The 19,145-nt window shown below is 73.1% G+C and carries 18 protein-coding genes; 11 read left to right on the top strand and 7 right to left on the bottom strand.

Annotated elements, in window-relative coordinates:
* Positions 1–117: 117 nt before the first annotated feature.
* Together ACQPZA_RS18505 and ACQPZA_RS18500 are read left to right on the top strand one after the other, a co-directional pair.
* Positions 118–837, top strand: a complete 720-nt coding sequence (locus tag ACQPZA_RS18505; protein ID WP_433282631.1) for a GAF and ANTAR domain-containing protein — start codon at positions 118–120, stop codon at positions 835–837.
* Between the two features lie 290 nt (positions 838–1,127).
* Complete coding sequence (locus tag ACQPZA_RS18500; protein ID WP_433282629.1) at positions 1,128–1,316, top strand: hypothetical protein; 189 nt, start codon at positions 1,128–1,130, stop codon at positions 1,314–1,316.
* A 10-nt stretch (positions 1,317–1,326) separates the two neighbouring features.
* Here the strand turns inward: ACQPZA_RS18500 and ACQPZA_RS18495 are convergent, their stop codons facing one another.
* Entirely contained in the window at positions 1,327–2,307 is a 981-nt protein-coding gene (locus ACQPZA_RS18495; protein ID WP_433282627.1) for a zinc-binding dehydrogenase, read from the bottom strand.
* A 134-nt stretch (positions 2,308–2,441) separates the two neighbouring features.
* Between ACQPZA_RS18495 and ACQPZA_RS18490 the strand changes: the two genes are divergently transcribed.
* Both ACQPZA_RS18490 and ACQPZA_RS18485 read left to right on the top strand, forming a co-directional pair.
* Positions 2,442–3,830: an ATP-binding protein gene (locus tag ACQPZA_RS18490; protein WP_312859194.1), complete on the top strand. Its 1,389-nt coding sequence runs from the start codon at positions 2,442–2,444 to the stop codon at positions 3,828–3,830.
* Positions 3,823–5,769 (top strand): vWA domain-containing protein, encoded by a 1,947-nt coding sequence (locus tag ACQPZA_RS18485; RefSeq protein WP_433282625.1) that lies wholly within the window; start codon positions 3,823–3,825, stop codon positions 5,767–5,769. Before ACQPZA_RS18490 ends, ACQPZA_RS18485 begins: the two co-directional genes overlap by 8 nt.
* Positions 5,770–5,872: 103 nt before the next feature.
* On the opposite strand, the gene nagA is transcribed toward ACQPZA_RS18485, so the two are convergent.
* Genes nagA through ACQPZA_RS18470 form a run of 3 tightly spaced genes read right to left on the bottom strand, consistent with a single transcriptional unit; the run spans position 5,873 to position 9,023 of the window.
* Complete coding sequence (gene nagA / locus ACQPZA_RS18480; RefSeq protein ID WP_433282623.1) at positions 5,873–7,045, bottom strand: N-acetylglucosamine-6-phosphate deacetylase; 1,173 nt, start codon at positions 7,043–7,045, stop codon at positions 5,873–5,875.
* The gene (locus tag ACQPZA_RS18475; RefSeq protein WP_433282621.1) at positions 7,042–8,109 is read right to left on the bottom strand and encodes an SIS domain-containing protein; all 1,068 of its coding nucleotides are present in this window, start codon (positions 8,107–8,109) and stop codon (positions 7,042–7,044) included. The genes nagA and ACQPZA_RS18475 overlap by 4 nt, the downstream gene beginning before the upstream one ends.
* The gene (locus tag ACQPZA_RS18470; RefSeq protein ID WP_433282619.1) at positions 8,106–9,023 is read right to left on the bottom strand and encodes an N-acetylglucosamine kinase; all 918 of its coding nucleotides are present in this window, start codon (positions 9,021–9,023) and stop codon (positions 8,106–8,108) included. The genes ACQPZA_RS18475 and ACQPZA_RS18470 overlap by 4 nt, the downstream gene beginning before the upstream one ends.
* A gap of 85 nt (positions 9,024–9,108) precedes the next feature.
* Between ACQPZA_RS18470 and ACQPZA_RS18465 the strand changes: the two genes are divergently transcribed.
* Positions 9,109–9,276, top strand: coding sequence for a hypothetical protein (locus ACQPZA_RS18465; protein ID WP_433282617.1), 168 nt, complete (start codon positions 9,109–9,111; stop codon positions 9,274–9,276).
* A 53-nt stretch (positions 9,277–9,329) separates the two neighbouring features.
* Complete coding sequence (gene mshC, locus ACQPZA_RS18460) at positions 9,330–10,568, top strand: cysteine--1-D-myo-inosityl 2-amino-2-deoxy-alpha-D-glucopyranoside ligase (RefSeq protein WP_433282615.1); 1,239 nt, start codon at positions 9,330–9,332, stop codon at positions 10,566–10,568.
* Positions 10,569–10,594: 26 nt separating this feature from the next.
* Here the strand turns inward: mshC and ACQPZA_RS18455 are convergent, their stop codons facing one another.
* Positions 10,595–10,747 (bottom strand): hypothetical protein, encoded by a 153-nt coding sequence (locus ACQPZA_RS18455; RefSeq protein WP_169396892.1) that lies wholly within the window; start codon positions 10,745–10,747, stop codon positions 10,595–10,597.
* Positions 10,748–10,782: 35 nt separating this feature from the next.
* Here ACQPZA_RS18455 and ACQPZA_RS18450 point away from each other — a divergent pair, with 35 nt between their 5' ends.
* The 3 genes from ACQPZA_RS18450 (at position 10,783) to ACQPZA_RS18440 (ending at position 12,599) form a co-directional block, all read left to right on the top strand.
* Positions 10,783–11,148 (top strand): DUF2237 family protein, encoded by a 366-nt coding sequence (locus ACQPZA_RS18450; protein WP_169396893.1) that lies wholly within the window; start codon positions 10,783–10,785, stop codon positions 11,146–11,148.
* Position 11,149: 1 nt separating this feature from the next.
* A complete protein-coding gene (locus ACQPZA_RS18445) occupies positions 11,150–11,548 on the top strand; it encodes a hypothetical protein (RefSeq protein ID WP_433282613.1) in 399 nt (132 codons plus the stop codon).
* Between the two features lie 211 nt (positions 11,549–11,759).
* On the top strand, positions 11,760–12,599 hold the full coding sequence (locus ACQPZA_RS18440; protein ID WP_433282611.1) for a hypothetical protein: 840 nt from the start codon (positions 11,760–11,762) through the stop codon (positions 12,597–12,599).
* A gap of 74 nt (positions 12,600–12,673) precedes the next feature.
* Here the strand turns inward: ACQPZA_RS18440 and ACQPZA_RS18435 are convergent, their stop codons facing one another.
* Positions 12,674–13,798: an MFS transporter gene (locus ACQPZA_RS18435; RefSeq protein ID WP_433282864.1), complete on the bottom strand. Its 1,125-nt coding sequence runs from the start codon at positions 13,796–13,798 to the stop codon at positions 12,674–12,676.
* A gap of 38 nt (positions 13,799–13,836) precedes the next feature.
* Positions 13,837–14,721 (bottom strand): PAC2 family protein, encoded by an 885-nt coding sequence (locus ACQPZA_RS18430; RefSeq protein ID WP_169400279.1) that lies wholly within the window; start codon positions 14,719–14,721, stop codon positions 13,837–13,839.
* Positions 14,722–14,838: 117 nt separating this feature from the next.
* Between ACQPZA_RS18430 and metH the strand changes: the two genes are divergently transcribed.
* Both metH and ACQPZA_RS18420 read left to right on the top strand, forming a co-directional pair.
* Complete coding sequence (gene metH, locus ACQPZA_RS18425) at positions 14,839–18,372, top strand: methionine synthase (RefSeq protein WP_433282863.1); 3,534 nt, start codon at positions 14,839–14,841, stop codon at positions 18,370–18,372.
* A 40-nt stretch (positions 18,373–18,412) separates the two neighbouring features.
* Positions 18,413–19,120: an HAD family hydrolase gene (locus ACQPZA_RS18420; protein ID WP_433282608.1), complete on the top strand. Its 708-nt coding sequence runs from the start codon at positions 18,413–18,415 to the stop codon at positions 19,118–19,120.
* Positions 19,121–19,145 lie beyond the last annotated feature (25 nt).

Raw genomic sequence — 19,145 nt, 5'->3', positions numbered from 1 at the left:
GAGCGGCGGACGGCCTCGGAAGGGAACCCGGTGCAACGCCGATCGAGTGGCCACGACAGCGCCATGGGGCATCCGCATCCGGCGCACGAGCGGCCGCAGGCAGGAGTTCCCCGGGGGATGAGTGGCACGGTGGACGAACAGGACGGCCCCGTCGGTCGGGCGTTGCTGGCGGCCTTCGAGGCCACCCACGACGACCGCGGCCTCGCCGAGCAGGTCTGCCGGACATGCCTGAGCGGGCTCGACGTCGACGGCGCGTCCCTCGCGCTGCACGCCGTGAGCGCCGCCCGCGAGACACTGTGGGCCAGTGACGCCGTCGCCGGTCTCCTCGACGACCTCGAGTTCAGCCTGGGCGAAGGTGTCTGCATGGAGGCGGCCACCACCGGCCGTCCGGTCTTCGTCGCGGACATCTGCGCCGACCTGCGGCGATGGCCGGTGTTCGCCGACGCGGTCGTGGAACGCACGCCGGCCCGGGCGCTCTTCGCGCTGCCGCTGCGGTGGGGCGCGGTCAACCTCGGTGTGCTCCACCTCTACCGCCGCACGCCCGGGCCCCTGCCCGCCGAGCAGCGCCGCGACGCGGTGGCGGCCGTCAACACCGCCGCACTGATGATGCTCGGCGCCCGTACCGATCCCGGCGACGGACCGTGGCTCGACCCCACGGTGAGCAACCGTGCGGAGATCCATCAGGCCACCGGTATGGTCCTGGCGCAGTTGGGCATCGGCGCCACCGACGCACTTGCGAGAATGCGCGCCCACGCCTTCAGCGAGAAACGCCTCCTCCTCGACGTCGCCCATGACATCGTCACCCGGCGTCTGCAGTTCACCCCGGACGAACCCTGATCGTCTGATCGGCCGTGCTCACGTTCTGGTGACCCTCGGCCGGGGGTCGCGGCAGGCGTCCCCCGGTCGGCGCACTCGAATTCCCGGTGCGCTCACCAGGTGTGATGGAGTCCCGTGGGTTCACTCGACCGATGAGGGCTCGGCGCTCGGGCTAATGACGGTCCGTGCCGGGGCCGGTAAGGTACGCCTTGGTCTTCTCGCGGAGGCTCGGCTTTCGCCTCCGACCTTCGTAGCGGCGTGCAGCTCTCGGATACCGATGGGATTCTCGAATGCCGGCCAGGAACGATGCTGTGCGTCGCGCATCAGGTGCGGACACCGAGGACGACGACACCGTCGTCGCTCTCCCGGCGCTCATCGACGACGACGCCCTCATCGATCTGATCGTGGCCGTGGCAGCGCACCACGGGTTCGACGGGCGCAACTGCGCCGACCGTCACCTGGTGCAGTGGTTGGCGGCGTGGCGGCGCCACCTGGACTGAGCCGCGGGGCTCAGGGAACGAGCACCACCTTGCCGCTCGTCGCACGCTCCTCCAGCGCGGTGTGCGCCCGAGCCGCGTCGGCCAGGGGGAACGGATGCACCACCGGCACCAGCCGGCCCGCCGCGGCCTCGGCCAGCGCGCGTGTCTCCAGGGGCCGCAGGCCGCCGTAGCGGCGCAGCATGCGCGGCCCGGTCACCCAGACGACCGCCAGACTGCCCGCCACGACGTCGGCGCTGGTGAACTCCGTGACCGCGCCGGACGACCAGCCGAACATCACCACCCGCCCGCCGACGTCGAGCATCTCCAGCGCGGTCCGTCCCACGGCACCTCCGACGCCGTCGAGCAGCAGGGTCGGCTTGCGCCCGGCGAGTGCCTCCAGGACCTGGTCGCGCCAGCCGGGATCGCGGTAGTCCACGGCGACGTCGGCACCCAGCCTCCGTACCTTCTCGACCTTCTCCGGTCCCCCCGCCAGGCCCACGGCGGTCGCTCCGGCGGTCCGGGCCGCCTGGACGAACAGCGTCCCGAGTCCGCCCGCCGCCGCGGGGACGAGCACCACGTCGTCAGCGGCGAGGTCGGCGACGTCGAGGATGCCCAACGCCGTACGTCCGGTGCCGATCATGGCCACGGCCGACTCCGGTGCGAGCCCGTCGGGCACGGCGTGCAGGGCAGCGACCGGCGCCACCGCACGTGCGGCGTAGCCGCCACTGGCCATCCCGAGATGCGCGACCGCCGGGCGACCCACCCAGGCTCCGTCCACGCCGGCCCCGACCTCGCTCACGACGCCCGCCACCTCGCGACCCGGCGTCATGGGCAGTTCCGGGCTCGGGAACGGGCCGCCCGTCGTGCCGGCCCGGATGCTCGTGTCCAGCAGGTGCACGCCCGCGGCGGCCACGTCGATGACCACCTGCCCTTCGCCCGGCGTGGGGTCGGGGACGTCCTCGAACCGCAGCGTGTCCGCCGCCCCGAACTCGTACTGCCGAATCGCCTTCACCCGGTGTCCCCTCTACGTCCAGTTGTCCGACCTGCGGCGATGACGCTAGGAGCTCAAGCCGGGTAGAGGTCAACGGCCGCATCGGGGAGCGGACGCCGCGCGAGGCCCCGGGCTCGCGGCGTAACGTTGATTACGTGCCCCATGATCTTCCCCGCACCCTCGGTGCCCTCCGGGCGTCCGGCCACGAGATCCGTGGTGTCAAGGACGAGATCCGCCAGAACCTCCTCTCCGCGCTCCGCGAGGGGCGCGACGCATGGCCCGGGATCGTCGGGTTCGAGTCCACCGTGCTCCCGCAGCTGGAACGTGCCCTCCTCGCAGGTCACGACGTCGTGCTGCTGGGCGAGCGCGGTCAGGGCAAGACCCGCCTCCTGCGCTCGATCGTCAACCTGCTCGACGAGTGGACCCCCGTCATCGAGGGCTCCGAGCTCGGCGAGCACCCCTACGACCCCATCACCCCGGCATCCCGCCGGCGCGCCGCCGAGCTGGGCGACGACCTGCCCGTCGCATGGCGCCACCGCGACGAGCGCTACACCGAAAAGCTCGCCACCCCCGACACCGCCGTCGCCGACCTCATCGGTGACGTCGACCCCGTCAAGGTCGCCGAGGGCCGTTCCCTCGGTGACCCCGAGACCATCCACTACGGCCTCGTGCCCCGCGCCCACCGCGGGATCGTCGCCATCAACGAGCTGCCCGACCTCGCCGAGCGCATCCAGGTGTCGCTGCTGAACGTGATGGAGGAGCGCGACATCCAGGTGCGCGGCTACACGCTGCGCCTGCCGCTGGACGTGCTGCTCGTCGCGTCGGCCAACCCCGAGGACTACACCAACCGCGGGCGGATCATCACCCCGCTCAAGGACCGTTTCGGGGCCGAGGTCCGCACCCACTACCCGCTGGAGCTGGCCGACGAGATCGCGCTGGTCCAGCAGGAGGCCGACCTCGCGGCCGAGGTGCCGCGGCACCTGATCGAGGTCGTCGCCCGGTTCACCCGGTCGCTGCGGGAGTCCAGTGCCGTCGACCAGGGCTCGGGGGTGTCGGCACGGTTCGCCGTGGCCGCCGCCGAGACCGTGGCCGCCGCCGCGCTGCGCCGCGCCGCGATCACCGGTGAGGAGCGGGCCGTCGCGCGTCCCGTCGACCTCGAGTCGGTGCCCGCCGTGCTGCGCGGCAAGCTGGAGTTCGCCTCCGGCGAGGAGGGCCGCGAGTCCGAGCACCTGGAGCACCTGCTCCGCCGGGCCACGGCTGACACGGCACGGGCCCGGCTGCGCGGCATCGACCTCAACCCGCTCGCCGAGGCCGTCGCGGGCAACCCGGTGCGCACGGGGGAGCGGGTCGCGGCCGTCGAGGTGGTGGCCGCACTCCCCGCGGTGGACGCTCTCACCGAGATCGCCAAGCGGCTCGACGCGGGCGGCACCGAGGACCCGGGCCCCATGGCGAGCGCGGCGGAGCTGGCCCTGGAGCTGCTGTTCCTCACCCGCCGCCTGGCGAAGGACGAGTCCGACGACGGCGACACGGTGAGCTATGGCTAGACGCGACCGCAGGTACGCCTACGGGCCCTACACCGACGGGCCCGATCCGCTCGCCCCGCCGGTCGACCTCCGGGCCGCGATGGACGAGATCGGTCGCGACGTCATGGAGGGCTCCTCGCCGCGCTCGGCGCTGCAGGAGCTGCTGCGCCGGGGCATGCAGAACCGGCGCGGGCTCGACGAGCTCACCCGTGAGGTCTGGCAGCGCCGCAGCAGGCTGCAGCGGGAGAACCGGCTCGACGGCACGCTGCAGGAGGTCCGCGAGCTCTTGGCGCAGGCCCTCGACGCCGAGCGCGACTCGCTCGGGCGCCAGGACACCGACGACGCCCGGTTCCGGGAGATGCAGCTCGACGCGCTGCCCTCGGACACGGGCGGGGCGGTGCGCGAGCTGAACTCCTACGACTGGCAGTCCCCCGATGCGCGGGAGGCCTACGAGCAGATCCGTGACCTGCTCGGCCGGGAGATGCTCGACCAGCGCTTCGAGGGCATGAAGCAGGCGATGGAGAACGCCACGCCCGAGGACGTCGAGCGCATCCGGGAGATGCTCGACGACCTCAACAGCCTGCTCGCCAACCACGCCGCCGGGCAGGACACCGCCGAGCAGTTCCAGCAGTTCATGGCACAGCACGGCGAGTTCTTCCCGGAGAACCCCACGAGCACCGAGGAGCTCGTCGACCTGCTCGCGCAGCGGGCGGCGGCCGCCCAGCGGATGCTCAACTCGATGACGCCGGAGCAGCGGGCCGAGCTGATGGAGCTGTCCCAGCAGGCCTTCGGCGACCCCCGGCTGGCGCAGTCGCTGGCCCAGCTCGACGCCCAGCTGCAGGGTCTGCGGCCGGGCGAGGACTGGGACGGGCAGGGCCGGTTCCGCGGGGACAACCCGATGGGCATGGGCGAGGCGACGCGCGCGATGGAGCAGCTCGGCCAGCTCGACGCGCTCGCCGAGCAGCTGTCGCAGAGCTACCCGGGTGCGCGGATGGAGGACATCGACCTCGACGCACTCGGTCAGCACCTGGGCGACGAGGCGCGGGTCGACGCCCGAGCCCTGGCGGAGCTGGAGCGTGAGCTGCAGCGCCAAGGACTGTTCGAGCGGGCGCCCGACGGGTCGCTCCAGCTCTCGCCCAAGGCGCTGCGGCGGCTGGGGGAGTCGGCTCTGCGCGACGTCGTCGACAAGATCGGCGCCCGGCGCGGCGAGCGGGAGACGCACCGGTCCGGCGCGTCGGCCGAGGCCACCGGGGCCACCCGGCCGTGGGCGTTCGGCGACACCGAGGCGTGGAACGTGCCGAAGACCCTGCTCAACGCGCAGCTGCGGCAGGCGGCCGGGGACCCGAGGACGCTCGACGTCACGGACGTGGAGATCGTCGAGACCGAGCAGCGCTCCCGCGCGGCGGTGGCGCTGTGCGTCGACACGTCGTGGTCGATGGTCCAGGACGGGCGCTGGGTGCCGATGAAGCGCACGGCGCTGGCGCTGCACCAGCTGATCTCCACGCGGTTCCGCGGTGACGACCTGAAGCTCATCACCTTCGGCCGGCACGCGCGGTCGGTGGAGCTGGGGGAGCTCGTCGGGCTGGAGGGGGCGTGGGAGCAGGGCACCAACCTGCATCACGCGCTGCTGCTGGCCGGACAGCACCTGCGCCGCAACCCGGACGCGCAGCCCGTGGTCCTCGTCGTCACCGACGGCGAGCCGACGGCCCACCTCGAACCGGACGGCAACGCCGTCTTCGACTACCCACCCAGCCGGGAGACGCTGCGGGCCACGGTGGCCGAGCTCGACCGGATCACCGGTCTGCGGGCGTCGTTCACGTTCTTCATGCTCGGCGACGACCCGCGCCTCGCCGCGTTCATCGACGACGTGGCACGCCGGTGCGGCGGCCGCGTGGTGGCCCCCACCCTGGACGGCCTCGGCGCCGAGGTGGTGGCGGACTACCTGCGCACCCGCCGCTGACCCGCCGCCCGGACTGCGGTTGATTGCAGCAAAGCCACGTTCATGCAACCTCGTTGCGTGAACGTGGCTTTGCTGCAATGCGGGGTCGGTGTTCCGCGGCCGGTCAGCCGGCGAGCGGGACGGGCGTGAGGCGCACCCCGGCCCGGTAGACCTCGCGCACGCGCAGGTCCGGGTCGAGCACCACGAGGTCGGCCCGGCGGCCGGCCTCGATCGCCCCGACGTCGGCCAACCCGAGTGCCTGCGCCGGTGTGCCCGCCGTCATCGCCACCGCCCGTGCCAGCGCCTCCTCGCGCGGCAGGGCCGCATGCCGCACGACGTTGGCGAACAGCGCGTCGGTGGTGGCGGTGCTGCCCGCGATCGTGCCGGTGTCGGCCACCCGGGCCACCCGGTCGGTCACGGTCACCTGCAACGCACCGAGGTGGTACTGGCCGTCCGGCATCCCGGCGGCCGCCATCGCGTCCGTCACGGCCGCCACGCGCCCGCCGCCGGTGCTCCGGAGCACGTGCTCCCACAGGGCGGGGTGGACGTGCAGCCCGTCGGTCACCAGCTCGACGGTGACCCGGGAGTCCTCCAGCAGGGCCACCGCGGGCCCCGGCTCGCGGTGGTGCACCGGTGCCATCGCGTTGAACAGGTGGGTTCCCACGCGCGCGCCCGCGGCCACCGCCGAGCGCGTGAGCGCGTAGGTCGCGTCGGTGTGGCCGAGCGCGGCGATCGCCCCGGCGTCAACGATCCGGCGGACGGCGTCCAGGCCGCCGGCCCGCTCCGGGGCCAGCGTCACCATGCGGACGGCCCCGTGACCGGCGCGCAGCAGTCGCTCCAGCTCCCCGGGATCGGGGTCGCGCAGCTGCCGCGGGTCGTGGGCGCCGCACCGGGCCCCGGCCAGCCACGGCCCCTCCAGGTGCACCCCGGCGAGCTCGCCGTCGGCCACGAGGCCGGCGAGGGCGTCGACGGCCCGGAGCAGGTCGGCGGGTGCGGCCGCGACCAGGCTCGCCATCATCGTTGTCGTCCCGTGGGTCCGGTGGAAGCGCACCGCGTGCAGCGCCTGGTCGGGGTCCCCGTCGGGGAACGCCGCTCCCGCGCCGCCGTGGACGTGCATGTCGACGAACCCGGGCACGAGCACGGCGTCGCCGAGATCGACATCGGCCGGGCGCGGTGGTGCCCCCGTGCCGGCGCCGGTGATGCGGTCGCCTGCCACCTCGACCCATCCCGGTCCGACCGCGGCGGGGGTGACCACCGTGTCGGCGGTCAGGAGCAGGGTCGTGCCACTCGAGGTCACAACGTCTCCGTGATCTTGCTGAGGCCGCGGGGAGCGTCCGGGTCCTCGCCGCGGTCGACGGCGACGTGGCGGGCGAGCAGCTGGAACGGGAGGATCTCCAGCAGTGGGGAGAGCTCCTCGGGCACGCCGGCCGGGAGCGCGAAGCCGACCGCGGCCCGCGCCACGGCGGCCGGGTGTCCCACGCAGCACACGTCGGCCCGGCGCTCGGCCAGCCGGGGCAGCACGTCCTCCATCGCGGTGCCGCCGACGCCGTCGTTCACCACGGCGAGCACCGGAACCTGTGGGTCGACGAGGGCGAGCGGGCCGTGCAGCAGGTCGGCCCCGGAGAACGCCTGTGCCGAGACGTAGGCGGTCTCCATCAGCTTCAGCGCGGCCTCCCGCGCGGTCGGGTAGGAGTAGCCGCGGCCGGTGGTGATCATCCGCTGCGCGAACCGGTAGCGCTGCGCGATCGCGGCGATCTCGGCGTCGCGGGCCAGCAGGGCGTCGCCGAGGTCGGGCAGGGCCTCGGCCGCGGATGTGCCCCCGCCGTTGCCGTCGATCACCCGGTCGAGCAGCAGGTACAGCGCGAGCAGCTGGGCGGTGTAGGACTTGGTGGCGGCCACCGAGCGTTCCGCTCCGGCCAGCACGTCGACATGCGCGTGGGCGGCGCGGGCGAGCGCGGAGTCGGCGTTGTTGGTGACCGCCACCGTCAGCGCACCCTGGGCCCGGGCCACCTCCAGCGACCGGACCAGGTCGGGCGAGCCGCCGGACTGGCTGATGCCGATCATCAGTACGTCGCGCAGGTCGGGCCGGGCCCCGTAGGCCGTCATCGTCGACGGCGAGACCAGACCGGCGGGCAGCCCCAGCCGGATCTCCGCCAGGTACTTGGCGTACAGCGCGGCGTGGTCACTGGTACCGCGGGCCACGAACAGGACGGTCCGCGGCGCTCTGCGGCGGATCTGGGCCGCCGCGGCGTCCAGCCCGGCGGCGGGCCCGTCAGCGAGCAACCGCCGCCAGACGGCGGGCTGCTCGGCGATCTCCGCCGCCATCAGGCGGCCTGGCTGGTGCGACGCCACGGCGGTCATGCCCGCGGCTCGGCGGCGTTCGACGCGACGGGTTCCTGGTCGAGGAACGCCTCGGCCAGCCGGACGGCTCCGGCGGCGGGTGCCTCGGTGAGCACGTGGACCTCCACGGCGGGCAGCCGGTGGCGCACTGCCTGCTGCAGCAGCGGCTGGTGGACCGCGAGACCGCCCCCGAGCACCACCGGCTCGTGGCCGCCGAGGCGTCCGAGCACCCGCGTGGCCAGCGCGGCCAGCGCGTCGGCGGCCGCGTCGAGGATGGCGGTGGCCGCGACGTCACCGCTTCCGGCCAGCTCGACGACGACACCGGCGCGTTCGGCCCAGTACCGCCGGTCCTGCGTGCTGTAGACGTGGTCGATCAGCTGCTCGCGGTCGGTGAGGCCGCAGCCGGCGAGCAACGCCCGGCTGAGCGGGTCGGGCGGGGCGCCGGCATCCATCCGGTCCAGCGTGTGGCGCACCGCGTCGAGGGCGATGCGGTAGCCGCTGCCCTCGTCACCGAGGAGGTGGCCCCACCCGCCTGCGCGCGCCTCGGTGCCGTCGGCGCGCATGCCCCACGCCACCGAGCCCGTCCCGGAGATCAGGGCGACCCCGGTGTCGAGACCGGCGGCGGCCAGCAGGAGCCGCGCGTCGTGCACGACGAGCACCCTGGCCCCGGGCGCGTGCTGGGCGAGCAGCCGTTCCAGGGTGCCCACCGACGCCGGTCCGTCGGCGCCGGCCGCACCCACGCAGACGGCGTCCACGCCGGTGGCGCCGAGCCGGGTGAGCAGCGCCTCGAGCTGGCGCCCCGCCTCGGCGACGCCGACCGCGGCGATGTTGGCGCTCCCGGCCACGGCCTCGGCGTCCGGAACCCCGTCCACCGAGCGAAGACCGTGGGTCTTGGAGCCACCGATGTCGATACCGATGACGGTCCGCAACTGCATCCCTACCCGACTAGATGTTTGGTCTAGACAACTTGGCTCAGGTTGGCAGAGGAGGTGCCCGGGAGCAAGCGGGCATGCTGGGCACGTGCCGACCTGCCGCCACTGCGGCGCCGTCCGTGACGACGCCGACGCCTCCGCACTGACGTGGGTCCACGAGCGCGACCCGGACGGGCAGGTGCGCTGGCTGTGCCCGAGCTGCGCGCGGCGCCACCTGCGCGACATCGAGGCCAGGCTGCGGGACCCGTGGCAGTGAGGCCCACGACGAACCTGGCGATCCGCCCGTCTTGAACGCGTAAGTTGTTCGGCATGCAAACCTGGGCAACCGTCGATGTCCCGCGGCTCCCCGGCGGTGGTCCGCCGCTTCGCCTGTACGACACCGCCACCGGTCGCGTACGGCCGACCGCGCCCGGGCCCACCGCCACGATGTACGTCTGCGGGATCACGCCCTACGACGCCACCCACCTCGGTCACGCCGCGACGTACCTGGCGTTCGACCTGGTCAACCGCCTCTGGCGCGACCTCGGCCACGACGTGAACTACGTCCAGAACGTCACCGACATCGACGACCCGCTGCTGGAGCGGGCCGCCCGCGACCACGACGACTGGGTCGTGCTGGGGATGCGCGAGACGGCGCTGTTCCGCGAGGACATGGAGGCCCTGCGGGTGCTCGCGCCGCAGCACTACATCGGCGCGGTCGAGGCGATGGGCGAGATCGCCGAGCTCGTCGGCAAGCTGCTCGCCTCCGGGGCGGCCTACCGCATCGACGACCCCGAGTACCCCGACGTCTACTTCGACAGCTCCGTCACCGGCCACTTCGGTTACGAGTCCCACTACGACGAGCAGAAGATGATCGAGCTGTCCCGCGAGCGTGGCGGCGACCCCGACCGGCCCGGCAAGCGCCACCCCACCGACGCCCTGCTGTGGCGGATGGCCCGGCCGGACGAGCCGTCCTGGCCGTCCGACCTCGGCCCCGGGCGCCCCGGCTGGCACGTCGAGTGCGCCGCGATCGCGCTCAACCGGCTCGGCACCCAGATCGACCTCAACGGAGGCGGCTCCGACCTGATCTTCCCCCACCACGAGTTCGGGGCCGCCCACGCCGAGGCGTTCACCGGCGAACATCCCTTCGCCCGGCACTACACGCACACCGGGATGATCGGGCTCGACGGCGAGAAGATGTCCAAGTCGCGGGGCAACCTGGTGTTCGTCTCCAAGCTGCGCTCCCAGGGCGTCGACCCCAACGCCATCCGGCTGGGTCTGCTCGCCGGGCACTACCGCGAGGACCGGCCGTGGACAGACGACCTGCTCACGCAGGCGCAGGAGCGGCTCGCGCGCTGGCGGGAGGCCGTCGCGCTCGGCGCCGGCCCCTCCGCGGACGACCTGGTGCAGCGGCTGCGCACCCACCTGGCCGACGACCTGGACACCCCCGCCGCGCTGGCCGCCGTCGACGGGTGGGCCGCGGAGGCACTGGAGCGCCGGGGCACCGACCCGGACGCCCCGGCGCTCGTCCGCACCGCGCTCGACGCGCTGCTCGGAGTCGCGCTGTAGGCACGCCCGGCCGGCGGGCGGCACGGTCAGTCCGGCGGCTCGACGGCGCCGGCGTCGGGCTCGACGTCCTCGCCGTCCGGCACCTGCGCGTCCTCGGCGTCGATCGGGACGTCGAGGTCGCGCTCCGGCGCCCCCGGCGGACGAGGGGGTTCCGGGTCAGGTTGGGGCGATTGCGTCATGCCATCGAGCTACCCGTTCTGGTTGAGTGGGGCACATGGCGGGCAACGTGCTGGGCGGCGAGCTGCAGACGTGCGGAACCGACCCGATGACCGGCTTCACCCGTACGGGCTGCTGCGAGGCCGCGTCCGACGACCCGGGCGTCCACACGGTCTGCGCCATGGTCACCGAGGAGTTCCTCCGGTTCAGCGCCGAACAGGGCAACGACCTGTCCACGCCGCGTCCCGAGTACGGCTTCGCCGGGCTGCGGCCCGGTGACCGCTGGTGCCTGTGCGCCGACCGCTGGGCCGAGGCGCTCGCCGCCGGCGTCGCACCCCCGGTGGTGCTGGAGGCCACCCACGTCCGCACCCTCGACTGGGTCGACCTCGCCGACCTGCGCCGGCACGCCGCCACCGCCGGCTGACATGATCACCATCGACCTGGCACTGCGGCTGCGCACCGCCGGACTCGAATGGACCCCGGCGTCGGGCGACCGGTTCGTGATCCCCGGCCGGGACATGGATGCCGACGTCTTCGTCGTCAGCGAGCTCACGATCGACGTGCACGACGCCCCCACCGGCCGCCTGCTGCGCTTCAACGGCACCACCGAATGGGCCCTGGACAGCGTCGAGCAGGACGCCGTGGTGTGGCTGCCGTCGGAAGGCCAGCTGCGCGCCGCCCTCGGCCCCCGCTTCCGCCGCCTCGAACCGATCGGCGACGGGTACGCGGTGGTGATCACGGCCCCCGGCGGCGAGGAGCGCCACCTCGACGTGGACGCCGAACGCGCCTACGCCCGAGCCCTCCTCTCAGTACTGAGCACCTGACTCCACACCCGCGACCGGCCCCCGGCCGCGACATGGTCACGTATCGCTGTTGAAACGGCCTGAGAACAGCGACATGTGTCCATGTCGCGCCCGAACACGAGAACGGGGTCGTGCGCAAGGGGGCGAGTGGTTCTGGGGACCGCCGTCCGGTCAGTGGCAGGGGTGTGGACGGGCGTTCGACGACCGTCGCCGCCGGCCTGATCGTGTTGGCATGGTCTTCCTCGGTTCCGAGGCCGTCGCGGCCGGTCTGCTCACCCCGGCGCAGCTGCGCGGCCCGCGTGTCACGAATCTCTTCCGAGACGTCTACGTGGACGCGCGCACGAAGGTCACGCACCCGGTCCGCTGCCGGGGCGCAACGCTGGTGCTGCCGGCCGACGCGGTGATCACCGGCCGCTCGGCTGCCACCATCCGCGGCTGCGAGCTCGCGCGGGCGCACGACCCGGTGGCGGTGGTGGCTCCGCTGCGCCGCCGGATCACCTGGCGCGACGGCATCGACCTGCGGCGCACCGAGCTCGGCCGGGACGATTCCGAACCCTGGTACGGCGGCCGGATCGCCGCGCCGCTGCGAATGGCACTCGACCTCGCGCTCAACCGTTCGCTCCCGGACGCCGTCGCCGATCTCGACGTCGTCCTGCGGGCCGGGCTGGTGGACCGCGACGCCGTGGCCGCTCTGGTGGCTGCGCGGTCGGACCGCGGCGTCGTCTCGGCTCGGCGAGCCGTCGAGCTCACCGACGCCCGTGCGGAGTCGCGGCCCGAGTCGAAGGTGCGCGTGTGGCTCGAGCTGGCCGGGCTGCACCCGGTGCCGCAGTACTGGATCGAGGACGCCACAGGACGCATCGTGCGGGTCGACCTGGCCTTCCCGGAGCGGAAGGTGGCCGTCGAGTACGACGGGGAGTGGCGCGACGGGCAGCTGTGGGCGCTCAACCACGACCGGGAGCGGCTCAACCGGGTGCACGGGATCGGGTGGGACGTGGTGTTCGTGACCCAGCCGCTGCTGTCGACCCCGCGAAAGCTGGTCCGCACGGTGGAAGCCGCTCTGGCGGCGGCCTGAGCCCGACATGGACACATGTCGCTGTTCTGCGGCCGTTTCAACAGCGACATGTGTCCATGTCGCGGGAGGGCGGGTCAGGGAGACGGGGAGGGGCGGGGTGGGCGCGGGAGCAGCGCCGGCACCCCCACCGCGAGCAGGACGGCCGGCAGGACGAAGCCGGCCACCGGCTCTGCGTGGTAGACGGGCGTGATCGCCACCGGGCTCAGTGCGGCACCGCTGAACCGCACCGCCTGCACCACGGACATGGCGCCTCCCGGGTTCTGGGCGACGGATCCGAGCACCATCGCGTTGACGCCGACGAGCACGAGCTGGGTGGCCACCCCGCCGAGCGCCCAGATGACGCCGACCAGCCACACCACCGGCGCCAGACCGACCCCGAGGACGACGAGCACGCCGATGGCGGCTCCGAGCAGGACGCTGCGCCGGGCGCCGATCCGGTCGACGCCGCCGCCGACGAGCCGTGCGGTGAGCAGCCCGGCCACCCCGAGCCCGGTGAGCAGCAGCCCCCTCGCCCCGGAGCCGACGCCGAACTCCTCCTCCAGCCGGAGTGCGACGAGGAAGTTCAGCCCGGCGAGGCAGCCCCATCCCACCGCCGCCACGAGGCCGGCGCGCAGGACCACGGGCTGCCAGGCGGTGCGCAGGGAGGGGCGCTGGGCCGCGGGCGCGGCGGCACCCTCTGCGGGGATGCCGGTGGCGGCCAGCACCGCGGCCACCGCCGCGACGCCTGCGAACGCGAACCGCCAGTCGACCTCGGCCGCGAGCCCTCCGACCAGTGGCGCCGTGGTCTGGCCCGCCGCCTGCATGGAGCCGAACCAGCCGAGCACGCGGCCGAGCCGCTGTGGGGGCGCCGCGGCGGCCACCGCGGCCAGCAGCAGGGGAGTGGTGAACGCGTTGGCGGCTCCCTGCAGCGCGCGGGCCGCGAGGAACAGCGGCAGCGTCGTGGCGAGCAGGCAGGCCACCGAGGCGAGCAGGTACACCAGGTAAGCGACGACGACGGTGCGGCGCCGGCCCCAGCGCTCGCCGAACGTGCCCGACACGAGCATCACGGCGGCGAAGGGCGCCGTGTAGGCGGTGATCGACAACGACGCGGTGGCGGGCGAAACGTCGAACGACGCGCCCAGCTCCGGCAACATGGCGACGGTGATGCCGCCACCGAAAGGGCCCAGGAGCGCTCCCGCGTAGAGCCCGGCCCTGGCCAGGGCTTCGCGAGGGGGCGCGCCCGGGGAGCGCGCCTTCGTCAGTTGCCCGAGCCCCCGGTGCCGCGCCGGCGCAGGTAGCGCTCGAAGTCGGCGGCGATGGCGTCACCGTCGGCCTCGGGGAGCACGTCGGCGTCGGCCTCGGCCTGCTCCTCGAGCTGGCGGACGTACTCGCGCACCTCGTCGTCGGCCTCGGCCATCTCCGACACCGTGCGCTCCCACTCCTCGGCCTGCTCCGGGAGGCCACCCAGCGGCACCTCGACGTCGAGCAGCTCCTCGACCCGGTGCAGCAGCGCGACGGCGGCCTTGGGCACGCGGGCCTGCGACACGTAGTGCGGGACGGCGGCCCAGAACGACACCGCGGGGATGCCCGCCTCGACGCACGCGTTCTGGAACACGCCCACGATCCCGGTGGGTCCCTGGTAGCTCGACGGTTCCACCTGGAGCTCGCCGGCGGAGGACACGTCGTAGGAGATCCCGCTGACGGGGGTGGGCCGCGTGTGCGGCGTGTCGGTGAGCAGGGCGCCGAGGGTGATGACCTTCGTCACACCGAGCTTCTCCACGTAGCCGAGGAGCTCGGCGCAGAAGGCCCGCCAGCGCAGGTTGGGCTCGATCCCGTTGACGAGGACGACGTGCCGCTCGGTGCCCGGGAGGGTCGCCACCGAGAGCCGGGTGGTCTGCCACTCGATCTTGCGGGTGACACCCCCGGCGTGCCGCACGTGCGGCCTCGTGACCTGGAAGTCGTAGTACTCCTCTGGATCGATCGAGAGCAGGGGCTCGGCGTCCCAGCTCAGCTCCAGGTGCTCCAGTGCGGTGCTGGCGGCCTCCCCGGCATCGTTCCAACCCTCGAACGCGGCGATCATCACCGGGTCGACGAGGCGGGGCAGTTCGTTCTCCGCTCCGGTTTCCGGCTCGCGATCGGTCATCTGCCCAGCCTACGGCGGCAGGCCGCAGCGCGATGGCCGCCTCCCCCGGGCCGCTACCGTGTCAGTGTGCAGCCCGACACCCGCACCCAGCCACCACCTGCCTTCGACACCACATTGATGGACACGCTGTCGGAGCGGGTGGTGATCGCCGACGGTGCGATGGGCACCATGCTGCAGGCCGCCGACCTCACGCTCGACGACTTCGACGGCCTCGAGGGCTGCAACGAGGTGCTCAACGACACCCGGCCCGACGTCGTCCGGAGCATCCACCGCGCGTACTTCGAAGCGGGCGCCGACGCCGTCGAGACCAACACGTTCGGGGCCAACCTCCCCAACCTCGCCGACTACGACATCCCCCACCGGATCCGCGAGCTCGCGGAGAAGGGGGCTCGCCTCGCCCGCGAAGTCGCCGACGAGATGAGCACCCCCGACCGTCCCCGGTACGTCCTGGGCTCGGTGGGGCCGGGCACGAAGCTGCCCACGCTGGGCCACGCGGCGTTCGCCGCCCTGCGCGACGCCTACGCCGAATGTGGCCGCGGCCTGGTCGCCGGCGGCGCCGACGCGATCGTCATCGAGACCTGCCAGGACCTGCTGCAGGTCAAGGCGGCCGTGCTCGGTGCGCAGCAGGCGATGGCCGACGAGGGGCGCCGCATCCCCATCGTCACGCAGGTGGCCATGGAGACCACGGGCACGATGCTGCTCGGTTCCGAGATCGGCGCCGCGCTCACCGCGCTGGAGCCGCTGGGGATCGACCTCATCGGCCTGAACTGCTCCACCGGCCCCGCCGAGATGAGCGAGCACCTGCGCACGCTGTCCAAGCACGCGCGCATCCCGCTCTCGGTGATGCCGAACGCCGGGCTGCCCGTGCTCGGCCCCAACGGCGCGGAGTACCCGCTCGACCCCGACGGGCTCGCCGAGGCGCTCTCCACGTTCGTCCGCGACTACGGGCTGCGGCTGGTCGGGGGCTGCTGCGGCAGCACGCCCGAGCACGTGCGGGCCGTGTCCGACGCGGTCCGCCACCTGACGCCGGCGGCGCGCACCCCGCGTCCGGAGCCAGGGGTCAGCTCGCTGTACGCCTCCGTGCCCTTCCGCCAGGACACGTCGGTGCTCATGATCGGCGAGCGCACCAACGCCAACGGTTCCAAGAAGTTCCGCGAGGCGATGCTCGCCGAGGACTGGGAGGCGTGCGTCGCGATCGCCCGCGACCAGACCCGCGACGGCGCCCACCTCATCGACCTGTGCGTCGACTACGTCGGACGGGACGGCGTCGCCGACATGGCCGAGCTGGCCGGACGCCTCGCCACCGCCTCCACGCTGCCGGTGATGCTCGACTCGACCGAGCCGGAGGTCCTGCGCGCCGGACTGGAGCGCCTCGGCGGCCGCTCGATCATCAACTCGGTCAACTACGAGGACGGCGACGGGCCCGGCTCCCGCTTCCAGCGGGCGATGGAGCTGGTGCGCGCCCACGGCTGCGCGGTCGTCGCGCTGTGCATCGACGAGGAGGGCCAGGCCCGCACCGCCGAGTGGAAGGTGCGGGTGGCCGACCGGCTCATCCGCGACCTCACCACCAACCACGGCATGCACGTCGAGGACATCGTCGTCGACACCCTGACGTTCCCGATCACCACGGGCCAGGAGGAGGTGCGCCGGGACGCGCTGGAGACCATCGAGGCGATCCGGGAGCTGAAGCGCCGCTACCCGGACGTGCAGACCACGCTGGGTGTCTCGAACGTCTCGTTCGGCCTCAACGCGGCCGCGCGGCAGGTCCTGAACTCGGTGTTCCTGCACGAGTGCGTCAACGCCGGGCTGGACACCGCGATCGTCTCGGCGGCGAAGATCCTCCCGATGGCCAAGATCGACGACGAGCAGCGGTCGGTGGCGCTCGACCTCGTCTACGACCGCCGTCGGGCGGACTACGACCCCCTCAACCGCTTCATGGAGCTGTTCGAGGGCGTCACGGCCTCGTCGGCGAGGGCCGGCCGGGCCGAGGAGCTGGCCGGGCTGCCGCTGTTCGAGCGGCTGGAGCGCCGCATCATCGACGGGGAGCGCCAGGGCCTCGAGGCCGACCTCGACGAGGCGCTCGAGTCACGCCCGGCACTGGAGATCATCAACGACACGCTGCTGTCGGGCATGAAGACCGTCGGTGAGCTGTTCGGCTCCGGTCAGATGCAGCTGCCGTTCGTGCTCGCCAGCGCCGAGGTGATGAAGACGGCCGTGGCCTACCTCGAGCCGCACATGGAGAAGACCGACAGCGACGGCAAGGGCACGATCGTGCTGGCCACGGTCAAGGGCGACGTCCACGACATCGGCAAGAACCTCGTGGACATCATCCTCACCAACAACGGCTACAACGTGGTCAACCTGGGGATCAAGCAGCCCATCGCGACGATCCTGAGTGCTGCCGAGGAGCACAGGGCGCACGCCGTCGGGATGTCGGGGCTGCTGGTCAAGTCCACGGTGATCATGAAGGAGAACCTCCAGGAGATGAACTCCCGGGGGGTCGCGAAGAAGCTCCCGGTGCTGCTCGGTGGCGCCGCGCTCACGCGCTCCTACGTGGAGAACGACCTGTCCGACGTGTACGAGGGCCGGGTCACCTACGCCCGCGACGCCTTCGAGGGCCTGCGGGTGATGGACGCCACGATGGCTCGCCTGCGCGGCGAGCTGCCGGAGGTCGACCCGGAGGAGGAGGCCAAGCAGGCCGAGCGCAAGGCCCGCCACGAACGTTCGCAGCGGGTGGCGGCCAAGCGGAAGGCGGCAGAAGCCGAGGTCGCGGGCCCGCAGCCGGAACGCTCCGACGTCACGGTCGACAACCCGCTGCCCACCCCGCCGTTCTGGGGCACGCGCGTGGTCAAGGGGATCTCGCTGGCCGAGTACTCGGGGATGGTCGACGAGCGCGCGCTGTTCCTGGGCCAGTGGGGCCTGCGGGGCACGAAGAGCGGCTCGGGCCCGAGCTACGAGGAGCTGGTGGAGACCGAGGGCCGCCCGCGGCTGCGGTACTGGCTGGAGCGGCTCTCCACGGAGGGCGTCCTCGCGCACGCCGCCGTCGTCTACGGGTACTTCCCGGCGGTGTCGGAGAAGGACGCGCTGCTGGTGCTCGACGAGCCCCGTCCCGACGCCGCGGAGCGGTTCCGGCTGGAGTTCCCGCGCCAGCGCCGCGACCGGCACCTGTGCCTGGCCGACTTCTGGCGGCCCCGCACCCTGGCCGTCGAGCGCGGCGAGGTGGACGTGCTGCCGCTGCACCTGGTGACGATGGGCCAGCCCATCGCCGACTACGCCAACGAGCTGTTCGCGAAGGACGCCTACCGCGACTACCTGGAGGTCCACGGCCTGGGCGTCCAGCTCACCGAGGCATTGGCCGAGTACTGGCACCGGCGGATCCGGGAGGAGCTGACCTTCCCGGCCGGTGGTGCCGTGGCGGCGGAGGACCCTGCCGACGTCGAGGAGTTCTTCAAGCTCGGCTACCGGGGCGCCCGCTACTCGCTCGGCTACGGCGCCTGCCCCAACCTCGAGGACCGCACGAAGATCGTGGAGCTGCTGCAGCCCGGACGGATCGGCGTGGAGCTCTCGGAGGAGCTGCAGCTGCATCCGGAGCAGTCCACCGACGCGATGGTGGCGCACCACCCGGAGGCGAAGTACTTCAATGCGGGCTGAGGATCGCTTGCCGGGTCCGAACATCAACTCTGAGGATCGCTTGTCGGGTCCGAACACCTATGCCGAGGAGCTCCCTGCGGCCGTTCTGTGGGACATGGACGGCACGCTGGTCGACTCGGAGAAGGTCTGGAGCATCTCGCTCGCGGAGACGGCACGCTGGCTCGGCGGGGAGCTGAGCTCGCAGGCCCGGGAGGACATGATCGGGTCGAACATGGCACGCACGCTGGGGCTGATGTTCGAGGACCTGGGGCTCGACCGCGATCCGGTCCGGATGGCGCAGGCGGAGAAGTGGATGACCGAGCGCACGGGCGAGCTGTTCGCGGCCGGCCTGGAGTGGCGTCCCGGCGCGCTCGAGGCGTTGCGGATGGTCCGCGCGGCGGGCTGGCCGACTGCGCTCGTCACGAACACGGAGCGGGCGCTCACCGAGCTGGCGCTGGAGACCATCGGGCGCGAGCACTTCACCGTCACGGTGTGCGGGGACGAGGTGCCCCACGGCAAACCGGCGCCCGACCCGTACCTGCGGGCGGCGGAGCTGCTCGGCGTCCCGGTGCAGGAGTGCGTGGCGGTGGAGGACTCGCCGACGGGGGCCACCGCGGCGGAGACGGCGGGTGCCGCCGTGCTCGTCGTGCCCTGCGAGGTGCCTGTTCCGGCAGGTCCAGGACGTGTTCATCGTCGCTCACTGGCCGGACTCACGGCGGATGACGTGCGAGACGCCTACGCTCGTGTACGCGCAGATCGCGTTGCCTAGCGGACCGCATGCGCACGGTACCGCT

This window comes from Pseudonocardia xinjiangensis (assembly GCF_050948425.1).
GTDB classification, from domain to species: Bacteria; Actinomycetota; Actinomycetes; order Mycobacteriales; family Pseudonocardiaceae; genus Pseudonocardia; species Pseudonocardia xinjiangensis.
This window is presented reverse-complemented; position numbering and strand designations above follow the sequence as displayed.

Bases quoted from the DNA above. Each gene is read 5' to 3' on its own strand.
- ACQPZA_RS18505 (WP_433282631.1), top strand. From the start codon at position 118: ATGAGTGGCACGGTGGACGAACAGGACGGCCCCGTCGGTCGGGCGTTG.
- ACQPZA_RS18485 (WP_433282625.1), top strand. From the start codon at position 3,823: ATGGCTAGACGCGACCGCAGGTACGCCTACGGGCCCTACACCGACGGG.
- ACQPZA_RS18475 (WP_433282621.1), bottom strand. From the start codon at position 8,109: ATGACCGCCGTGGCGTCGCACCAGCCAGGCCGCCTGATGGCGGCGGAG.
- ACQPZA_RS18470 (WP_433282619.1), bottom strand. From the start codon at position 9,023: ATGCAGTTGCGGACCGTCATCGGTATCGACATCGGTGGCTCCAAGACC.
- mshC (WP_433282615.1), top strand. From the start codon at position 9,330: ATGCAAACCTGGGCAACCGTCGATGTCCCGCGGCTCCCCGGCGGTGGT.
- ACQPZA_RS18455 (WP_169396892.1), bottom strand. From the start codon at position 10,747: ATGACGCAATCGCCCCAACCTGACCCGGAACCCCCTCGTCCGCCGGGG.
- ACQPZA_RS18450 (WP_169396893.1), top strand. From the start codon at position 10,783: ATGGCGGGCAACGTGCTGGGCGGCGAGCTGCAGACGTGCGGAACCGAC.
- ACQPZA_RS18445 (WP_433282613.1), top strand. From the start codon at position 11,150: ATGATCACCATCGACCTGGCACTGCGGCTGCGCACCGCCGGACTCGAA.
- ACQPZA_RS18440 (WP_433282611.1), top strand. From the start codon at position 11,760: ATGGTCTTCCTCGGTTCCGAGGCCGTCGCGGCCGGTCTGCTCACCCCG.
- ACQPZA_RS18430 (WP_169400279.1), bottom strand. From the start codon at position 14,721: ATGACCGATCGCGAGCCGGAAACCGGAGCGGAGAACGAACTGCCCCGC.
- metH (WP_433282863.1), top strand. From the start codon at position 14,839: ATGGACACGCTGTCGGAGCGGGTGGTGATCGCCGACGGTGCGATGGGC.